General features: G+C 58.8%; 12 protein-coding genes. 5 read left to right on the top strand and 7 right to left on the bottom strand.

Features of this window, described 5'->3' with window-relative positions; translation table 11 throughout:
• Positions 1-116: 116 nt before the first annotated feature.
• The gene (locus FEZ62_RS15070) at positions 117-1925 is read left to right on the top strand and encodes a monovalent cation:proton antiporter-2 (CPA2) family protein (RefSeq protein ID WP_172928610.1); all 1809 of its coding nucleotides are present in this window, start codon (positions 117-119) and stop codon (positions 1923-1925) included.
• A gap of 72 nt (positions 1926-1997) precedes the next feature.
• Here FEZ62_RS15070 and FEZ62_RS15065 read toward each other — a convergent pair whose 3' ends face one another.
• Positions 1998-3011 carry a zinc-dependent alcohol dehydrogenase family protein gene (locus FEZ62_RS15065; protein WP_172928608.1) on the bottom strand — a complete coding sequence of 338 codons (1014 nt, stop codon included), beginning with the start codon at positions 3009-3011 and terminating at the stop codon, positions 1998-2000.
• Between the two features lie 213 nt (positions 3012-3224).
• On the opposite strand from FEZ62_RS15065, the gene FEZ62_RS15060 reads away from it, so the two are divergent.
• The 4 genes from FEZ62_RS15060 to FEZ62_RS15045 all read left to right on the top strand — a co-directional run bounded on the left by FEZ62_RS15060 (position 3225) and on the right by FEZ62_RS15045 (position 10148).
• A complete protein-coding gene (locus tag FEZ62_RS15060) occupies positions 3225-4139 on the top strand; it encodes a LysR family transcriptional regulator (protein ID WP_090508868.1) in 915 nt (304 codons plus the stop codon).
• A 184-nt stretch (positions 4140-4323) separates the two neighbouring features.
• Entirely contained in the window at positions 4324-5571 is a 1248-nt protein-coding gene (gene mexE, locus FEZ62_RS15055) for a multidrug efflux RND transporter periplasmic adaptor subunit MexE (protein ID WP_069899439.1), read from the top strand.
• Between the two features lie 12 nt (positions 5572-5583).
• Positions 5584-8757 (top strand): efflux RND transporter permease subunit, encoded by a 3174-nt coding sequence (locus tag FEZ62_RS15050; RefSeq protein WP_172928606.1) that lies wholly within the window; start codon positions 5584-5586, stop codon positions 8755-8757.
• Between the two features lie 2 nt (positions 8758-8759).
• On the top strand, positions 8760-10148 hold the full coding sequence (locus FEZ62_RS15045) for a TolC family protein (protein WP_274600692.1): 1389 nt from the start codon (positions 8760-8762) through the stop codon (positions 10146-10148).
• Between the two features lie 94 nt (positions 10149-10242).
• Here FEZ62_RS15045 and FEZ62_RS15040 read toward each other — a convergent pair whose 3' ends face one another.
• From FEZ62_RS15040 to FEZ62_RS15015, 6 genes are all read right to left on the bottom strand, one after another.
• Positions 10243-10578, bottom strand: a complete 336-nt coding sequence (locus tag FEZ62_RS15040) for a DUF3325 domain-containing protein (protein WP_172928602.1) — start codon at positions 10576-10578, stop codon at positions 10243-10245.
• A complete protein-coding gene (locus FEZ62_RS15035) occupies positions 10568-12163 on the bottom strand; it encodes a PepSY-associated TM helix domain-containing protein (protein WP_172928600.1) in 1596 nt (531 codons plus the stop codon). The genes FEZ62_RS15040 and FEZ62_RS15035 overlap by 11 nt, the downstream gene beginning before the upstream one ends.
• Entirely contained in the window at positions 12160-12450 is a 291-nt protein-coding gene (locus FEZ62_RS15030) for an iron transporter (RefSeq protein ID WP_090508873.1), read from the bottom strand. Before FEZ62_RS15030 ends, FEZ62_RS15035 begins: the two co-directional genes overlap by 4 nt.
• Positions 12447-13355, bottom strand: coding sequence for an alpha/beta hydrolase-fold protein (locus FEZ62_RS15025; RefSeq protein WP_172928598.1), 909 nt, complete (start codon positions 13353-13355; stop codon positions 12447-12449). The genes FEZ62_RS15030 and FEZ62_RS15025 overlap by 4 nt, the downstream gene beginning before the upstream one ends.
• A 168-nt stretch (positions 13356-13523) precedes the next feature.
• Complete coding sequence (locus FEZ62_RS15020) at positions 13524-15743, bottom strand: TonB-dependent siderophore receptor (protein ID WP_172928595.1); 2220 nt, start codon at positions 15741-15743, stop codon at positions 13524-13526.
• A gap of 116 nt (positions 15744-15859) precedes the next feature.
• Positions 15860-17203: a sensor histidine kinase gene (locus tag FEZ62_RS15015; protein WP_172928593.1), complete on the bottom strand. Its 1344-nt coding sequence runs from the start codon at positions 17201-17203 to the stop codon at positions 15860-15862.
• Positions 17204-17205: the final 2 nt, after the last annotated feature.

Raw genomic sequence — 17205 nt, 5'->3', positions numbered from 1 at the left:
GCGTGGTGCCCACGGCGATTCATCTGCGCCCTAGCGCTAACAATATCGGCCTTACACGTGCCTAGCTAGCCCGGCCATATGGGCGTTTAGGCAACACCAAAACCAAGGAAATTGCCATGCATGAAGGATCAAGCGTACTGCAAATCATTGTGGTGTTTTTAGTCGCCACCGTGGTTGCAGTGCCATTGGCCAAGCGCCTGCAACTGGGCGCGGTTTTGGGCTATTTGCTGGCGGGCGTGGTCATTGGCCCTTCGGTACTCGGTTTAATCAGCGACCCGCAAAGCGTCGGTCATATCTCCGAGTTGGGCGTGGTGTTATTGCTGTTTATCATCGGCCTCGAACTCTCCCCCCGGCGCCTCTGGCTGATGCGCAAAGCGGTGTTTGGCGTCGGCATGGCGCAGGTGCTGCTCACCGGATTACTGATTGCACTGGTGGCCATGTATGCCTTTGGCCAGTCACTCAACACCGCGGTGGTTCTTGGCCTGGGGTTGGCGTTGTCTTCCACCGCCCTGGGCTTGCAAATGCTCGCCGAGCGCAAGGAGCTGAACAAACCCCACGGCCGTCTGGCCTTCGCCATTCTGCTGTTTCAGGACATCGCCGCAATCCCGCTGATTGCGCTGGTTCCCATCCTCAGCGGCACCAGCGACATGAGCATGCACGCCAGCGATACCAGCCAGGTGCTGAAAGTGCTCGGCAGTATCGGCGTAGTCGTCGTTGGCGGGCGGTATCTGTTGCGGCCAGTGTTTCGCATCGTCGCCAAGACCAACTTGCAGGAGGTCTCCACCGCCACCGCGTTGCTGGTGGTAATCGGCACAGCTTGGCTGATGGAACTGGCAGGCGTGTCGATGGCACTCGGTGCATTCCTTGCAGGCTTGCTGCTGGCTGACTCGGAATACCGCCATGAACTCGAATCGCAAATTGAGCCATTCAAGGGGCTGCTGCTGGGCCTGTTCTTTATCAGTGTGGGAATGACCGCGGACCTCGGCTTGCTGCTCTCCAATCCGCTGATGGTACTGGGGCTCACGGCGCTGTTGGTGCTGTTAAAGCTGCCGGTGCTCTATGCGGTCGGCCGTCTGGCCGGTGATCTGGATCGTCAGGGCGCCTTGCGTTTGGGTATTGTGCTGGCAAGTGGCGGTGAATTCGCTTTCGTGGTGTTCCAGATCGCCAACGACAACGGCATGTTCGCCCCGAACGTACACAGCCTGCTGATACTCGCCATTACTCTGTCGATGGCAATGGCGCCGCTGCTGATGCTGCTGACCAGCCGCTTGAGCAAGCCGCAGCCGGTGAGCGAGCCCGAAGTGCCGGATGAATACCGCAACATAGACAGTGACGAGCCGCGTGTGGTCATTGCCGGCATGGGCCGAATGGGCCAGATTATCGCGCGTATTCTGCGCGCCCAGCGTGTGCCCTTTGTCGCGCTGGACACCGAAATCGCCAGTATCGAGCTGCAACGCAGCATCGGTAATATGCCAATCTTCTATGGTGACCCGCTGCGCCCGGAAATCCTCCGCGCCGCTCAGGTCGGCAAAGCTGAATGTGTAGTGGTCGCCAGTGATGACCCCGACACCAACTTCAAGGTGGTGGAGCTAGTCCGCAACCTCTATCCGCATGTCAAAGTCATTGCCCGAGCGCGCAACCGGCAGAACGTTCATCGCCTGATCGAGCTTAAGGCGCAAGTGGTCCGTGAAACCTTCCACTCAAGCCTCGAAATGAGCCGGCTGACGCTAATCAGCCTGGGCCTCAGCGAAGAGCAAGCCAGCTCACGGGTGCGCCGTTTCCAGCGCCATGACGAAGAAGTATTGGCCGCCCAGCACAAAGTGCATGGCGACAAGGCTGCGCTGATTCAAACCGCCAGAGAGGCCCGTGCCGAACTCGAAACGCTGTTCGACAGCGACGCCATTGAACCCAAAGGTTTGAAGTAAACCCGCCAGCTTTTCATGCACAAACAAAAACGCCCTGAACATGTCAGGGCGTTTTTAATCCAGCATCAGGTATCAGACGTTCAGCACTACACGGCCACGGCTCGGGCAAGTGCTCATGTATTGATGCGCGGCGCCAACCTTGTTGAATGCAAAGGTTTTATCAATCAGCGGTTTCAGCAAGCCGTCCGCCGTCAGCTGATTGATGCCTTGCAAGGCTTTGGCCACTGCGGCTTTATCCTGCTCGATGCCCAACTCCTTCTTACCGGTAAAGTTACCGATGCAGTGAACAAAGAACTGAATGTTCTTCTGGAACGCTGCACAGGCCGGAAATGGCGTTTCATTACCGCCCTGCAAGCCGTACAACACCAGACGCCCGCACGGTGCCAAAGCATCGCCAAGCAGGCACATGGTCGGCCCGCCCAAGGCATCCATGACGATATTGACGCCACGGTTGTCGGTCAGCTTGTTGATACGGGTCACCAGATCCTGCTCTTCGGTGACAATTACATGATCAGCGCCAAGCTCGCGGACAAAATCGCGGTCTTCAGCGTCATCAATCGCGGCGATCACTTGCCCGCCCAGTGCTTTGGCCATTTGTACGACGTACGGCCCCCAGCACTTGTTGGCAGCCGTCACCAATACGGTTTCACCCGCCTTGATGCGCGCCAACTCGACCAGACCAAACCAGCCAACCATTGATGGCAGAAAGTGCACACTGGCCTGCTCGGCAGTCAGGTTGTCGGCGTAGCGCGTCACAGAACAACGCGGCAACACCACTTCGTCCGCATACGCCGGATAGTCATTGGGGCTGTGCGCCGGGAAGCTGGCGACCTTATCGCCAACAGCCAGATCATCTACACCCTCGCCGACGGCCAGAATCACGCCCGCGACTTCGAAGCCCAAACCCGCTGGCAATTGTGCGGCTGTTGGCGCCAGATTCTGCCGCCACAGTACGTCGTGCCAGCTGACTCCGATTGATTCGACGCCGATCAACACTTCGCCAGCGGCAGGCGCAGGGCGCGAGCGCTCTTCGATTTTGAGGACGTCTGCCTCGCCAAACTGATGGAAACGGATGATACGGGACATCAAAAACCTCTTCGGTTGACCCCTTTAGACTCAAACTTTATAGGGCCTTTGTCAGTAACACCATCTGCCTGTAGTAATACTGATCATGCTTGGCGATGATGTTACCCCTGTCCAATATTAACCGCTTGCGCGGCTATATTGCTAAAGCGAAATGCGCCGCAATGGCCAGAAGTGCGCAATAATCTGCACAGACAATGCCTGAATGGATGCCGGATGAACCGTAACGATCTCCGCCGAGTAGACCTGAATCTTCTGATCGTGTTCGAAACGTTGATGCATGAGCGAAGCGTTACCCGCGCCGCCGAGAAACTGTTTCTCGGCCAGCCGGCGATCAGCGCATCGCTGTCACGCCTGCGCGGCCTGTTCGACGATCCGCTGTTTGTGCGCACCGGCAGAAGCATGGAACCCACTCCGCGTGCGCAGGAAATTTTCAGCCTGCTATCTCCCGCGCTCGACTACATTTCCACGGCTGTTAGCCGCGCGTCTGAATTCGACCCAACCACCAGCACGGCGGTGTTTCGTATCGGCCTGTCGGATGACGTGGAGTTCGGCCTGCTGCCACCGCTGATCAAGCGTTTGCGCGCCGAAGCGCCGGGCGTGGTGCTGGTCGTAAGGCGCACCAATTACCTGTTAATGCCCGGCATGCTGTCATCCGGCGAAATATCGGTGGGGGTTTGCTACACAGAAGACTTGCCCGCCAATGCCAAGCGCAAAGTGGTGCGCCGCAGCCTGCCTAAACTGCTGCGCGCAGACAGTGTGCCGGGGCCGTTGTCGCTCGACGACTACTGCGCGCGGCCACACGCACTGGTTTCATTTGCAGGCGACCTCAGCGGTTTTATTGATGAAGAGCTGGCAAAGCTCGACCGCAAACGCCGGGTTGTTCTGGCGGTGCCGCAGTTCAATGCGCTTGGCCCACTGCTGAGTGGCACCGATATTGTCGCCAGCGTACCGGATTACACCGCAGCGGCACTTACGGCGGCTGGAGGCCTGCGCACGGAACCGCTGCCATTTGAGAGTAAAACATTTGAATTACACATGGCCTGGCGCGGTGCACAGGACAACGATCCCGCCGAACGCTGGCTGCGCTCACGAATTCAGATGTTTGTTGGCGACCCGGATAGCCTGTAAAGCGCACCATCAAGGTGCGCAACTTAATAAACTATTACGCCTTCGCCCTACTATTGGTCGGTGACAATAATGAGTATCTCATAATCATTTTCAACGATAGTAAGTTTCGCGCCGTTCGATTCGTTCAAGACCGCAGCCCGCCGCAAAATCCGCCCATTCAATAAACCCACGGGCGGGGATCATCATGGAACAGCCAAACACCAAGATCTGGCACCTTCCACTTGCAGTGCTTGCAGCAGTCGTACTCAGTGCATGCGGAAAAACCGAACAAACCTCACAACAGCAGCACGCCGCTAAAGTCAGCGTCGCTGAAGTTATCGAACAACCAATCAATGAGTGGGATGAATTCACCGGCCGCCTTGAGGCGCCTGAGTCGGTCGAAATTCGCCCGCGTGTTTCCGGCTTTATCGACAAGGTCGCTTTCGCCGAAGGCAGCCTGGTAAAGAAAGGCGACCTGCTCTTTCAAATCGATCCGCGCCCCTTCAATGCAGAGGTCAAACGCCTCGAAGCCCAGCTCAATCAGGCTCGCTCTGCGTATGCCCGTACGCGCAGCGAAGCACAGCGCGGCGAGCGCCTGCGCAAGAGCAATGCAATTTCCGCCGAACTGGCAGACGCCAGAACCAGCAGCGCCCAGGAAGCACAGGCAAATGTTGCCGGTATTCAGGCTGAGCTGGATAACGCGCGTCTGAACCTGAGCTTTACCCGCGTTATCTCGCCGATTGACGGGCGCGTGAGCCGCGCTGAAATCACCGCTGGCAATCTGGTGACGGCCAGCGAGTCGCTGCTCACCTCGGTAGTCTCAACCGACAAGGTTTACGCCTATTTCGATGCCGACGAACAGACGTTCCTCAAGTACGTGGATCTGGCGCAAAAGGCCGGCAAGAACACCCGCGACGCCAGCCCAGTGTATCTGGGCCTGTCCAATGAAAGCGACTTCCCACACCTCGGCAAACTGGACTTTCTGGATAACCAGGTCAATCCGCAAACAGGCACCATTCGCGGTCGCGCCGTGTTCGACAACAGCCAGGGCGAATACACACCGGGCCTTTACGCACGCCTGAAGCTGGTGGGCAGCAATACCTATTCGGCGATGCTGATTCAGGACGAGGCCGTCGGCACCGATCTGGGCAAGAAGTTCGTGCTGGTGCTCGCGGATGACAACACCGTGAATTACCGCGCCATCGAATTAGGCCCCAAGGTCGAAGGCCTGCGCGTTGTGCGCAGCGGTCTGGCCAAAGGCGACAAGATTGTCGTCAACGGCTTGCAGCATGCCATGCCCGGCTCAACGGTAGACCCGCAGAAAGTCGCCATGGCCGATGAAGAAACACTGGCCAGCCTTGCCCGTATTCGTCAGCAAGTGGACTCGACCGTCAACACGGCCGAAGGCATCGCCGAGCGCCCTGCTCAACCCAACGCAGCACCTCGCGGTTAAGAGTAGAGACCCATGAATTTTTCTCAGTTCTTTATCAAACGGCCCATTTTCGCAGCGGTTCTGTCGCTGCTGATCTTGATAGCCGGCGCAATATCCCTGTTTCAACTGCCGATCAGCGAATACCCGGAAGTCGTGCCGCCAACGGTTGTGGTGCGCACCAGCTTCCCCGGCGCCAACCCCAAAGTAATCGGCGAAACTGTCGCCTCACCGTTGGAACAGGCGATTGTTGGCGTTGAAGGCATGCTTTATATGTCGTCACAGGCCACCTCGGATGGCGCACTGACGCTGACCGTGACCTTCGCCCTCGGCACCGATCTCGACAACGCCCAGGTTCAGGTGCAAAACCGCGTAACGCGAACCATGCCAACCTTGCCAACCGAGGTGCAGCGCTTGGGTGTGACGGTCGATAAAGCCTCGCCCGACCTGACCATGGTGGTGCACCTGACATCGCCGGATAACCGTTACGACATGCTGTACCTGTCGAACTACGCCGCGCTAAACGTCAAAGACGAGCTGGCGCGCCTCGACGGTGTCGGTGATGTACAGCTGTTTGGTCTGGGCAACTATTCGCTGCGTGTGTGGCTCGACCCGAACAAGGTGGCCTCGCGCAACCTCACTGCGACCGATGTGGTCAACGCGATTCGCGAGCAGAACCGTCAGGTTGCCGCCGGCTCATTGGGTGCGCCACCAACCTCGAGCGACAACAGTTTTCAGTTGTCTATCAACACACAGGGCCGGTTGGTCTCTGAGGAAGAGTTCGAGAACATCATTATTCGCGCCGGCGAAAACGGTGAGATCACCCGCCTCAAGGACATCGCCCGGGTAGAGCTGGGCTCCAGCAAATACGCTTTGCGCTCGCTGCTGAACAACAAGCCTGCTGTCGCGATTCCGGTGTTTCAGCGCCCCGGCTCCAACGCCATCGAAATCTCCGATTCGGTGCGCGAGCGCATGGCCGAGCTGAAAAAGAGCTTCCCGCAGGGCGTCGACTACGAGATCGTTTACGACCCGACCATCTTCGTTCGCGGCTCCATTGAAGCCGTGGTGCACACTTTGCTGGAAGCACTGGTGCTGGTGGTATTGGTAGTCATTCTGTTCCTGCAAACCTGGCGCGCCTCGATCATTCCGCTGGCTGCTGTGCCGGTGTCGTTGATCGGTACGTTCGCGGTCATGCATTTAATGGGGTTCTCACTCAACGCGCTCTCACTATTTGGCCTGGTGCTGGCGATCGGTATCGTGGTGGATGACGCCATCGTCGTGGTGGAAAACGTCGAGCGCAATATAGGCCTGGGCAAATCCCCGGTCGAAGCCACCAAGCAGGCAATGAAGGAAGTCACCGGGCCAATTGTCGCCACGGCATTAGTGCTCTGCGCGGTGTTTGTGCCCACGGCGTTTATCTCCGGGCTTACCGGCCAGTTCTACCAACAGTTTGCCTTGACCATTGCCATCTCGACGGTGATTTCGGCATTCAACTCGCTGACGCTTTCACCCGCGCTGGCAGCGGTACTGCTGAAAAGCCACGATGCGCCCAAGGACCGCTTTTCGCGCGGGCTTGAGCGGGTCTTTGGCGGCTGGCTGTTCACCCCGTTCAACCGCATGTTCGAGCGTGCCAGCCATGGTTACGTTGGCACGGTGACCCGTGTACTGCGCAGTAGCAGCATTGCCATGCTGACCTACGGCGGCTTGATGATTCTGACCTATTTCGGTTTCGCCACCACGCCCACCGGCTTCGTTCCGCCGCAGGACAAGCAATACCTGGTCGCCTTTGCCCAACTGCCGGATGCGGCCAGCCTTGATCGCACCGAAGATGTGATCAAACGCATGTCGCAAATTGCCAGTGAGCATCCCGGTGTGGAGAACACCGTGGCGTTCCCGGGTCTGTCGATCAACGGCTTTACCAACAGCCCGAACAGCGGAATCGTGTTCACCCCGCTGAAACCATTCGATGAACGCAAAGACCCGAGCCTCTCGGCCAGCGCGATTGCTGCCGACCTTAACGCCAAGTTTGCCGATATTCAGGATGCCTACATTGCGATCTTCCCACCGCCGCCAGTACAGGGCCTGGGTACGATTGGCGGTTTCCGCGTGCAGGTGCAAGACCGTGGCGGCCTCGGTTACGACGAGCTGTACAAGCAGGTTCAGAACGTTATTGCCAAGAGCCACGACTACCCTGAGCTGGCAGGTCTGTTCACCAGTTATCAGGTGAATGTGCCGCAGATCGATGCCGATATCGACCGCGACAAAGCCAAGACCCACGGCGTGGCGATCAGCGATATCTTCGACACCATGCAGGTGTATCTGGGCTCGCTGTACGCCAATGACTTCAACCGTTTTGGCCGCACCTATCAGGTTAACGTGCAGGCGGATCAGAAGTTTCGTGTCGACGCCGACCAGATTGGCCAGCTGAAAGTGCGCAACAACCGTGGCGAAATGGTGCCGCTCTCGACCTTTATCAAGGTCAGTGACAGCGCGGGGCCGGATCGGGTCATGCATTACAACGGTTTCATTACCGCTGAAATCAACGGCGGCGCAGCACCCGGCTATAGCTCGGGGCAAGCGCAGGCGGCGATGGAGCGTTTGCTGGCTGAGCAACTGCCAAACGGCATGAGCTACGAATGGACCGAACTGACCTATCAGCAGATCTTGGCGGGCAATACGGCGCTGTTTGTTTTCCCACTCTGTGTGTTGCTGGCGTTTCTGGTGCTGGCCGCTCAGTACGAAAGCTGGAGCCTGCCACTGGCGGTGATCCTGATTGTACCGATGACCCTGCTTTCGGCGATTACCGGGGTGGTTCTGGCGGGTGGCGACAACAACATCTTCACCCAGATCGGGCTTATCGTATTGGTCGGACTGGCCTGTAAGAACGCGATTCTGATTGTTGAATTCGCCAAGGAGAAACAGGAAGAAGGCATGGACCGTGTCAGCGCGGTACTCGAAGCCTGCCGCCTGCGTCTGCGGCCGATTCTGATGACCAGCTTTGCTTTCATCATGGGTGTTGTACCGCTGGTAATCAGCTCCGGTGCCGGTGCCGAAATGCGCCATGCAATGGGTGTCGCGGTGTTCAGCGGCATGCTCGGTGTGACCTTCTTCGGTCTGCTGCTCACGCCCGTGTTCTATGTATTGCTGCGCGGTTTTGTCGAAAAACGCGAAGCCAGGCGCGCGCTGCGTTTGCAGGAGGTGCAGACATGAAACTGAAATTATTCGCCCCCGCACTGCTCGCGCTGGCAGTCTCGGCCTGCGCCGTCGGCCCGGACTTCAAACAGCCGGAAAACAGCCCAGCGCAACTCTCCCAGATAGCGGCGGGTCGTTATGACCAGCAGCGCTTTGAAACGCTGTGGTGGCAGCAGTTTGAAGACCCGACGCTGAATCAGCTGGTTGCGCAGTCGTTGCAAAGCAACCGTGAGCTGCGCGTGGCCTTCTCCCGACTGCAAGCCGCGCGGGCAATTCGCGATGACGTGGCCAATGATCGCCTGCCGACCATTACCAGCCGTGCCAGCAGCGACATTGGCAAGGCGCAACAACCCGACATCAGCGAAGACAGAGTGAAGACCGAGCGCTACGACCTTGGTCTGGACATGGTCTGGGAACTGGACCTGTTCGGTCGTATCCAGCGCCAACTGGAAGCCAGCGATGCGCAGATAGAAATCGCCGAAGCAGATTACTATCAACTGCAGGTGAGCCTGATCGCTGAACTGGTCGATGCGTATGGCAGCTTGCGCGGGGCGCAGTTACGCGAGCATATCGCCCGCGAAAACTTGAAGAATCAGCAAGAGTCACGCGGCATCACAGAACTGCTGCGCGACGCGGGGGTGGGCAGTGAACTGGATGTGCTGCGCGCCGATGCACGGCTGGCAGCGGTTGAGGCCAGCGTGCCGCAACTACAGGCCGAGCAGGTGCGTGCGCGAAACCGCATCGCCACCCTACTCGGCCAGCGCGCCGACCAGATGAGTATTGATCTGACGCCGCAGCCAATCCCGGCAATCGCCAAGGCATTGCCCATTGGCGACCCGGCCGAACTGCTGCGCCGCCGGCCAGATATTCGCTCAGCCGAGCAGAGTCTTGCAGCGGCAACCGCCAATGTTGGCGTTGCCACCGCAGATCTGTTCCCACGGGTTAGCCTAAGCGGTTTCCTTGGTTTCACCGCAGGCCGTGGCTCGCAAATCGGTGCATCGGCAGCACGTGCGTGGGCGGTTTCACCGACCATCAGTTGGGCAGCGTTTGATCTGGGCAGCGTCCGGGCCAGGATTCGCAGCGCCGATGCGCAGGCGCAAGGTGCATTGGCGCAGTACGAGCAACAGGTATTACTGGCACTGGAGGAATCGGAAAACGCCTTTAGCGACTACGCCAAACGCCAGCAGCGCCTGCTCGCATTAATTCGCCAATCCGAAGCCAGCCGCGCCGCAGCCGAACAAGCTGGCGTGCGTTATCGCGAAGGCACGGTGGATTTCCTGGTATTGCTCGATGCAGAGCGCGAACGGCTGGCGGCGGAAGACTCTCAGGCGCAAGCCGAAGTCGAGTTGTACAGCGGTATCGTGGCCATCTACAAAACCCTCGGTGGCGGCTGGCAGCCAAACAGCTGATCGCCACGCCTCACGAGAAAACCCTGCAAGCCCCGCCCGGTAACGGTGGGGCTTTTTTCGGCCATACGATTAATACGGGCCGAAAACGCGAGCATTAAGCCAACAGCCAGGCCGAGAGCAAAAACGGTAAGCCCAGCAGTGGCAATAGCGTCGCCAAGCGCGGGCGATATGGCATCAACAACACCAGCGCCAAGCCTGCCAAACTCACCTGCCCCATCCAGCCAACCGGGCCTTGAGCCCAGCCCCAACTGGCAATACAGGCCGCGAAACCCAGTGCCAACAGCAGCCAGCCGCACACACGAAACGTGCGACACCAGATTGCGCTCGGCTCACGCTGCCAGACACTTTTGAAGTGGCGTTTGAGGCCCAAGCACAACGCGACCATGCCGGCATACACCAGCAACAGACCGGCAAAAAACTCAATCAGCATTCAATAATTCCTGAGAAACGTTACGCGGCTGACGCCGCGGTGTCGGCGCTGGCTTTTTCTGGCCAATGCGCCAGGCCGCAAAGGCGAACAAAGCGCCGCACGCCACTGTGGATAATTCAAGGTAGGCACGAATTGGCTCGGCCCATGGCTGAGTCATCGTCGCCAGGCTGAGCAATGGCATACACACACATAAGGCAGCCGCACAGACCAATTGCTCGCGCCAGGCTTGCGTGCGTTCACGGCAATAGGCATGCAGCAGGCTCAGAGCCCAGCAGGCAAAGAACACCCGCACTTCCCAATCACCGCGCTGACTCAGCTCGGCTGGCAGCAAACGGTTGCCCCAGAGATACGCCACACAGGCAATGCTCAAGCCGGCAATCACGCTGATATTCAAGCGTTCGGCAAGATGGTAAAGCCGCGCCGCGATTGGCCCTTCCGCCTCGGGCCGACGCCGGCGTTTTACCGTGAAGAGCACAAGCCCGGTGGCAATCATCGCGCAACTGGCCATGCCGCAAAAAAAGTACAGCCAGCGCATCGGGTAGCCGCCGAACTGGGCGAAGTGCAAGCCCGACAGCACGCGCTGGGTCAGTTGCGCCCAGCGGCTTTGCTCCGGCATTTTCAACACTTCGCCGCTGACGCCAGCAAAGGTCATGGACAGACCTTTCGACAGCTCGATCCGATTGCCCAGCACCGGGCGCATCTCAATGCGTGCATCACTGCGCCCAGGATGGCTGATGGACACACTGCGCACCTCACCCAAAGCCTGCTCCGCTTGCAGCAACAGCGGTTGCAACGGGGTCAGCGCAACCAGTTCGCCAGATACGTCGCCACGACCCTCACTTTGACTGCGCCCATTGCGAGCTCCCTGAGCCGCCTGCTGCTCAGTCTTGGCCGGCTGACCACGGCCAAACGCGGCCTCGCGATCACCATCGAACAAGGCATCAACCGCTGCCGGCATATAGATCAACGAGAAGATCACCAAGCCGGTGTAGGTAATCATCAGGTGAAACGGCAGCACCAGCACGCCGGTTGCATTGTGCGCATCAAGCCACGAGCGTTGGCCTTTGTTGGGCCGAAAGGTGAAGAATTCCTTGAAGAATTTCTTATGGATAATCAGGCTGCTGAACAGCGCCACCAGCATGCCGACAGCGGCCAGACCGACCAGCCAGATACCAATGTTGCGCGGCATATGCAGAGTGAAGTGGAACAGGAAGAAGAACCGGCCGCCGGCAGTCTCGCGAATATCAATCGGCTCGCCGGTATTAGGGTCGAGATACTGACGAGGAGCATTGCGCCGCCGCTCGCCGGTAGACACGCTGAGTAGCGGCGAGCGCGCGGTCGGCAGGCTGATTTCCCAGGCGCTCTCGGCGCCGTGATGACGCTGCAGATAGCTGATTGCATGCTCGGCAGCCTGAGCTTGATCGACGTGACTAACCGGGGCCTCGGGCTGCATCCAGACGTCAATTTCCTTATCAAAGACAGCCAGAGTGCCGGTCAGGAAAATCGCGAACAACAGCCAGCCGAAGATCAGCCCGCCCCATGTATGCAGCCAGGACATGGACTGCGTGAGGGATGATGGTTTCATGCCACAGCCCTCAAAAACTGCGGCCAGAACCCGATGAGCAATAAGGGCAAAGCAAGCCCGGCACTGGCCCAGACCATTCGCGGGCGCGGGCACGCGAAAGCCCAGAGGATCGTCAGTGGATAAATCACAAAGGCTGGCAACGTCGCGACCACCAGTGCATCGCGCGGCTCAAGTGGCAGCATCTGCGCAATCGCCGCAGTAAAGGCGTAGGTGTAGAGGTAGCCGCCAAACAGCGCCGCGATGATGCGCGACACAGTGGCCCAGCTAAATGAGCGGGAAGGTTTCATGGAGCACCTTGTTCAGTCGCGAACTGCATCGCTAATGGAATCGACGCTGCGAACATTGGGCCATGCCCAAGCCCCCTCAGCGTTTGGTAATCAACCTCAATGTGCGGATAAGCCGCGAGCCGGGCGACCATTTTTGCCAGCGCATCAGTGCCGACTGCGCGCATGGCCTGCGCCCGTGCGGCAGGCATTTCCCGGCCCTTGCCAGCGCGCCCTTCTTGCTCGCCCTGCAGGATCATGACGCGAGCACGCGCCTTGAGCGGCAGCTGCTTTTCGACCTGTAAAAGCAAGCCCGATTGCCACCACAACGACGGGCTGACTGCCACGTATCGCTGGAATGCATCCGGGCGTACAAACAGGCAGTTGAGAACAAAAACGCCGCCGTATGAATGCCCCCAGAGTGTTTGCTGCTGCCGGTCGACCCGATGCCTGGCATTCACCTGTGGTTTGATCCGGGTTTCGATAAGCTCAAGAAACTGGCTGGCACCGCCGGCCATTCGGCCCTGCGACGATTCATCGGCAAAAGGCTCGCCAGTAAGGGGTGACGGGGTGTAATCGAAGGTTCGCGCCAGCGATTGTATGCGCAGCTCAGTGTCGTAGCCAATCATCACCAGTAACGGTGGATTCTCAGCCTCGGCCAGCCACGACTCTTGCAACGACGCCAGCGCAGCATTGCCGTCGAGCATGTACATCACCGGATAACCTGCCGCCGGTGCTGGCTGTTTTGGCACCGCCAGATAAACCCGGTAATGACGCTGGTTGTCGGCCGCAGCCAGATCAAATCGCTCGAAGCTGTAACTCTCGGAGCCACTTCGCGCCAAGGTATTGCCCATGGTTTGGCTGAGGTCGGGCTTGGCCAGAACTGGCCCAGCCAGCATCGCCATAAACAGCAATAACAACGCTTTCATCGCGTATCCCTCCGCCTGCGCTCGGCGAGTTTTTGTGTCCCGCTCAATTGGCAATCCTCGAACGTGTACAGGTGCTGGTATTAGTTGAAGGCCGAAACCAAAGTGCTCCATCAGGGCGAACCTGATGGAGCGAAGTCCCGTCGCTAAACGGGCAAAGGAGCCGGGGTATCAGAAGTTGGCGGTCACCGAGGCAAAGTAGGAACGACCCGGTTCGTTGTAAGTGTTAGCCCCTTCCCCGCCGGAGTTGGCTTCGCGGTACAGGCGCTTGTCGAACAGGTTGTTGATACCGGTCGCGAAGCTCCAGGTGTCATCCAGCTGGAAGTTGCCGGTGAGGCCGAAGATGCTGTAACTGCCGCGTGTGCGCAGCTCATCACCCGTAGCCGCATCACCTCTGGAGGTGAGGTTGCGGGGTTCCTGCTTGCCGTAATGGCTCATGTTCAGAGACAGGTCCAGACGTTCCGAAACGGTCCAGTCGAGCATCGAGTTAATGGTGTACTCGGGAATAACCGACAAGGGTTCATTGGTTTCCTTGTTGTTGTTCTCGATCATGTAGGTGAAGTTGTTGTTCCAGCTGAGGACGTCGCCCTCATCACCGAGCAACGGGATATTCAGATTACCTTCCCAGCCTGCAACAACTGCCTTGGGTGCGTTCTCCCACTGGAACACGCGGCCATTGCTGGTGGTCGTGGCGACCGGATCAAGACCTGCCGTGATCTTGTTCTTGTAGTCGTTATGGAAGTAGGTGATGCCGGCGTTCCAGCCTGCATCATCGAACACCACACCAATCTCTTTGTTGAGGCTGGTTTCGGCGTCGAGGTTATCGCTGCCCTGCACATAACAACCGCTGCCCAGGCTCGGGTAATCCACCGGGCAGCCATTGCCGCGGGTGTAATAGAGATAGTTGGGGTTGGACTGGTACAGGTTTGGCGCTTTGAACGCCCGTGCCGCCCCGCCTTTTACGGTAAAGGTATCGGTGATTTTGTACGATGTGTTCAGGCTCGGGCTCCAATTGCTGCCGAACTGACTGTGATGATCGAAACGCAGCCCCGGCGTGAGAATCCAGCGCTCCGTCAACTCGATGTTGTCTTCGGCAAACACCGCATAGTTGTCCGCATCCGACTTGCCCGAACGGGTGCCCGTTTCAGCACCCGGCACATCGCCGCCATTGCCAGTGCTTTGGGTCATTGAGTAGGGATCATTCAACTCGTCACGGGTCAGTTCGGTGCCGAGTGTCAGCACCTGGCTCGCCCAGACTTCCAGAGGCAAGTTCACCTCGCCGGCCAATCGATACGCTTTAAGCTCGGACGTCGACATATCATCAGCAGTGGTAATACTGCCTTCCGGGCCACCGGCCAGGCCTTCATTGAGGCGGCGATTGCGGGTGTTCTCATACGAGGCCACCACTTGCGAGGTGCCAAAATCCCAGTCGCCGCGGTGGGTCAGCGAGGCGGACTGGCGGTACATGATGTTGGTTTCCTTGCCATCGCCCGCCAACTCGTTCAACAGGTCTGTGCCATTGGTACTGACAGCCCGGTCGCCGGCGTAGATATTGCCCTGACGGCTGTAACCGCCCTCCAGTTCGAGGGTTTGCTGCGGGTTGAGATCCCAGCGCAGCAGGCCGTCGATATCCTTGTTACGCACCCCTTCACGCCCTGCTGGCGGTGTGGCGGTCGGCGAAGCTGCGAACTCGCCGTTGAGCGACAGGTCGTCGGCATCGGTCTTGTTGAAGTTACCGTACACCCGGTACGACAACGCCTCGACCAGCGGGCCGGCCATGTTGAAGTTGATGCGCTTGGTGGTGCCTTCTGCATCGTCTTCGGGCAGGTTAGCATAGGCTGTGACCGAGCCACTGTGCTCATGCGTTGGGGCTTTGGTGATGATATTAATCACACCACCGGCCGCGCCCGAGCCGTAACGTGCTGCCGCCGGGCCGCGCAAAACCTCAATACGCTCGACCGCCTGCGCCGGAACCCAGTTGGTATCGCCGCGGGTATTGCGCTCACCGCTGCGGCCCATGCGCACCGAGTTGCGTGAACTCACAGGCTTGCCATCAATCAGGATCAGGGTGTTTTCAGGGCCCATGCCGCGCAGGTCGATCTGGCGGTTATTGCCGTACTGGCCGGTGGCGCTGTTGCCGGTCAGGTTGACGCCTGGCATCTTGCGGATGATGTCGGAGAGGTCATTGACCGGCGGCTGCTTTTTGATGTCTTCAGCCGTGATAATCGATACGCCCGGCGCCTGCTTGAGTTCTTCCTCTGCAGTCCCCAGTACATATGTATCTTGCAGCTGCACGGTATTGGCGTCGGCCTCTGCGCCGAACGATACCTGCGGTGCACTGATAGCGAGGAATGCCAGGGTCAGGTGGTTGAAGGTAAATCGGGGCTGCATCAACTCTCTCCTTGAATGCGTTTTTAGCGCAACAAGAGAGCCTGATGGCGGCTCCTCTCTGCGCCAGCGGCAGTGATGATATATATTCTCACTTGAGAATAAAGATCATTTACAAACTATACAGTTTGCAAACGCACGCACAGCCGCAGCCCCTGCCCGGTATTTTCCGCCCAAATCGAGGCGTCCTGTAGTTTCAACGCCCCTTTGGCGATGGCCAATCCGAGCCCGTATCCCTCACCGCCAGGGCGCGCGGCACTAAGCCGGGTGAAGGGTCGGAAGATGTTCTCAAGTTCCGACTCAGCGATGCCGCCGCCCTGATCCTCAATTTGCAGCAGCCAGGTATCCGCCTCGCGTTTACCGCTGAGCGTCACGAGACCGCCAGCCGGTGAATGTCGAATCGCATTGCGCAGAATATTTTCCAACGCCTGCGCCAGGCTGTTCAGATGGCCCAACACGCGACAGCCATACGGCAGGTCGCAACGCAACTGCTGCGGTTGCCAGCCGCTTTCGAAGCAGGCGTCTTCACACAGCACACTCCATAACGCGCCAATATCGATTGGCTCAAGTGCAAGCCGCGGCTGCTCGGTGTCCAGCCAGGCCAACTCCAGCGTTGCGTCAACCAGTTGCTGCATCGACAGCACTTCGCGATCCACGCGCTGGCGCAAGGTGTCCAGCTCGGTCTGCGATTCGCTGGCGACCCGCAAACGTGACAACGGCGTGCGCAACTCATGGGACACGTCGCGCAGCAGCTGGCGCTGAAAAGCAATGGTCTTTTGCAGGCGCTCGGCCATGTGGTCAAACGCGCGCCCCAGATCACCCAACTCATCCCGACGCTGGCTGACACGCGGGCTAACCCGTGTGGCCAATTGATCGCCACGCAGCGCATTGGCTTGATCACGCAGATGCCCAAGCGGGGAAATCAACAAGCGGTAAATAAACAGGCATAGCAGCAACGCCAAAACACCTGGCGCCACACCATGCAGCAGAATTTGGGTCGACCAGGTAAACCCTTCGGGCAAAAACCGCTGCGGCAACTGCATCACCAACTGGCCCTGCTGCGGCGCGTGTACAAAGGGCATGCCGATATACAGCTGGCCACGGGCGCGCTTGCTCATCGGATTATCCAAACCGCGCACACGGCGCAAGCGAACGTAGTCTTCAGCATCCAGTTTATGGCGGGTCAAGCTGCGCCATTTATTGTCCACCACCACCAGCCAAACACCCGGCTCGCGTTTGGCCATTCGCTCCAGCCAGTGCTCGACACCGTCCGAGCCGCCTTGCAGCCAGGCCCGCTCAGCCTGGCGGGCATAGGCGTGCATCTGGCGCTTGGCCATCGGCTCCAGAAACGAGCGACTCTGTTCGACTTTACCGGCCCAATACCAGGCCCCCCAGGCGATCAAAATGCACACGCCCAACTGCAATGCAGCCAAGCGCCAGAACAATGGATAGGTGCGGGCCATGC

Origin of the sequence: Pseudomonas sp. MS19 (genome assembly GCF_013277615.1) — a bacterium.
In the GTDB taxonomy this organism is placed as follows: Bacteria; Pseudomonadota; Gammaproteobacteria; order Pseudomonadales; family Pseudomonadaceae; genus Aquipseudomonas; species Aquipseudomonas marincola.
The sequence above is the reverse complement of the archived record's forward strand: the minus strand, read 5'-3'. Positions and strand labels throughout refer to the sequence as shown.

Bases quoted from the DNA above. Each gene is read 5' to 3' on its own strand.
- FEZ62_RS15070 (WP_172928610.1), top strand. From the start codon at position 117: ATGCATGAAGGATCAAGCGTACTGCAAATCATTGTGGTGTTTTTAGTC.
- FEZ62_RS15065 (WP_172928608.1), bottom strand. From the start codon at position 3,011: ATGTCCCGTATCATCCGTTTCCATCAGTTTGGCGAGGCAGACGTCCTC.
- FEZ62_RS15060 (WP_090508868.1), top strand. From the start codon at position 3,225: ATGAACCGTAACGATCTCCGCCGAGTAGACCTGAATCTTCTGATCGTG.
- mexE (WP_069899439.1), top strand. From the start codon at position 4,324: ATGGAACAGCCAAACACCAAGATCTGGCACCTTCCACTTGCAGTGCTT.
- FEZ62_RS15050 (WP_172928606.1), top strand. From the start codon at position 5,584: ATGAATTTTTCTCAGTTCTTTATCAAACGGCCCATTTTCGCAGCGGTT.
- FEZ62_RS15040 (WP_172928602.1), bottom strand. From the start codon at position 10,578: ATGCTGATTGAGTTTTTTGCCGGTCTGTTGCTGGTGTATGCCGGCATG.
- FEZ62_RS15035 (WP_172928600.1), bottom strand. From the start codon at position 12,163: ATGAAACCATCATCCCTCACGCAGTCCATGTCCTGGCTGCATACATGG.
- FEZ62_RS15030 (WP_090508873.1), bottom strand. From the start codon at position 12,450: ATGAAACCTTCCCGCTCATTTAGCTGGGCCACTGTGTCGCGCATCATC.
- FEZ62_RS15025 (WP_172928598.1), bottom strand. From the start codon at position 13,355: ATGAAAGCGTTGTTATTGCTGTTTATGGCGATGCTGGCTGGGCCAGTT.
- FEZ62_RS15020 (WP_172928595.1), bottom strand. From the start codon at position 15,743: ATGCAGCCCCGATTTACCTTCAACCACCTGACCCTGGCATTCCTCGCT.
- FEZ62_RS15015 (WP_172928593.1), bottom strand. From the start codon at position 17,203: ATGGCCCGCACCTATCCATTGTTCTGGCGCTTGGCTGCATTGCAGTTG.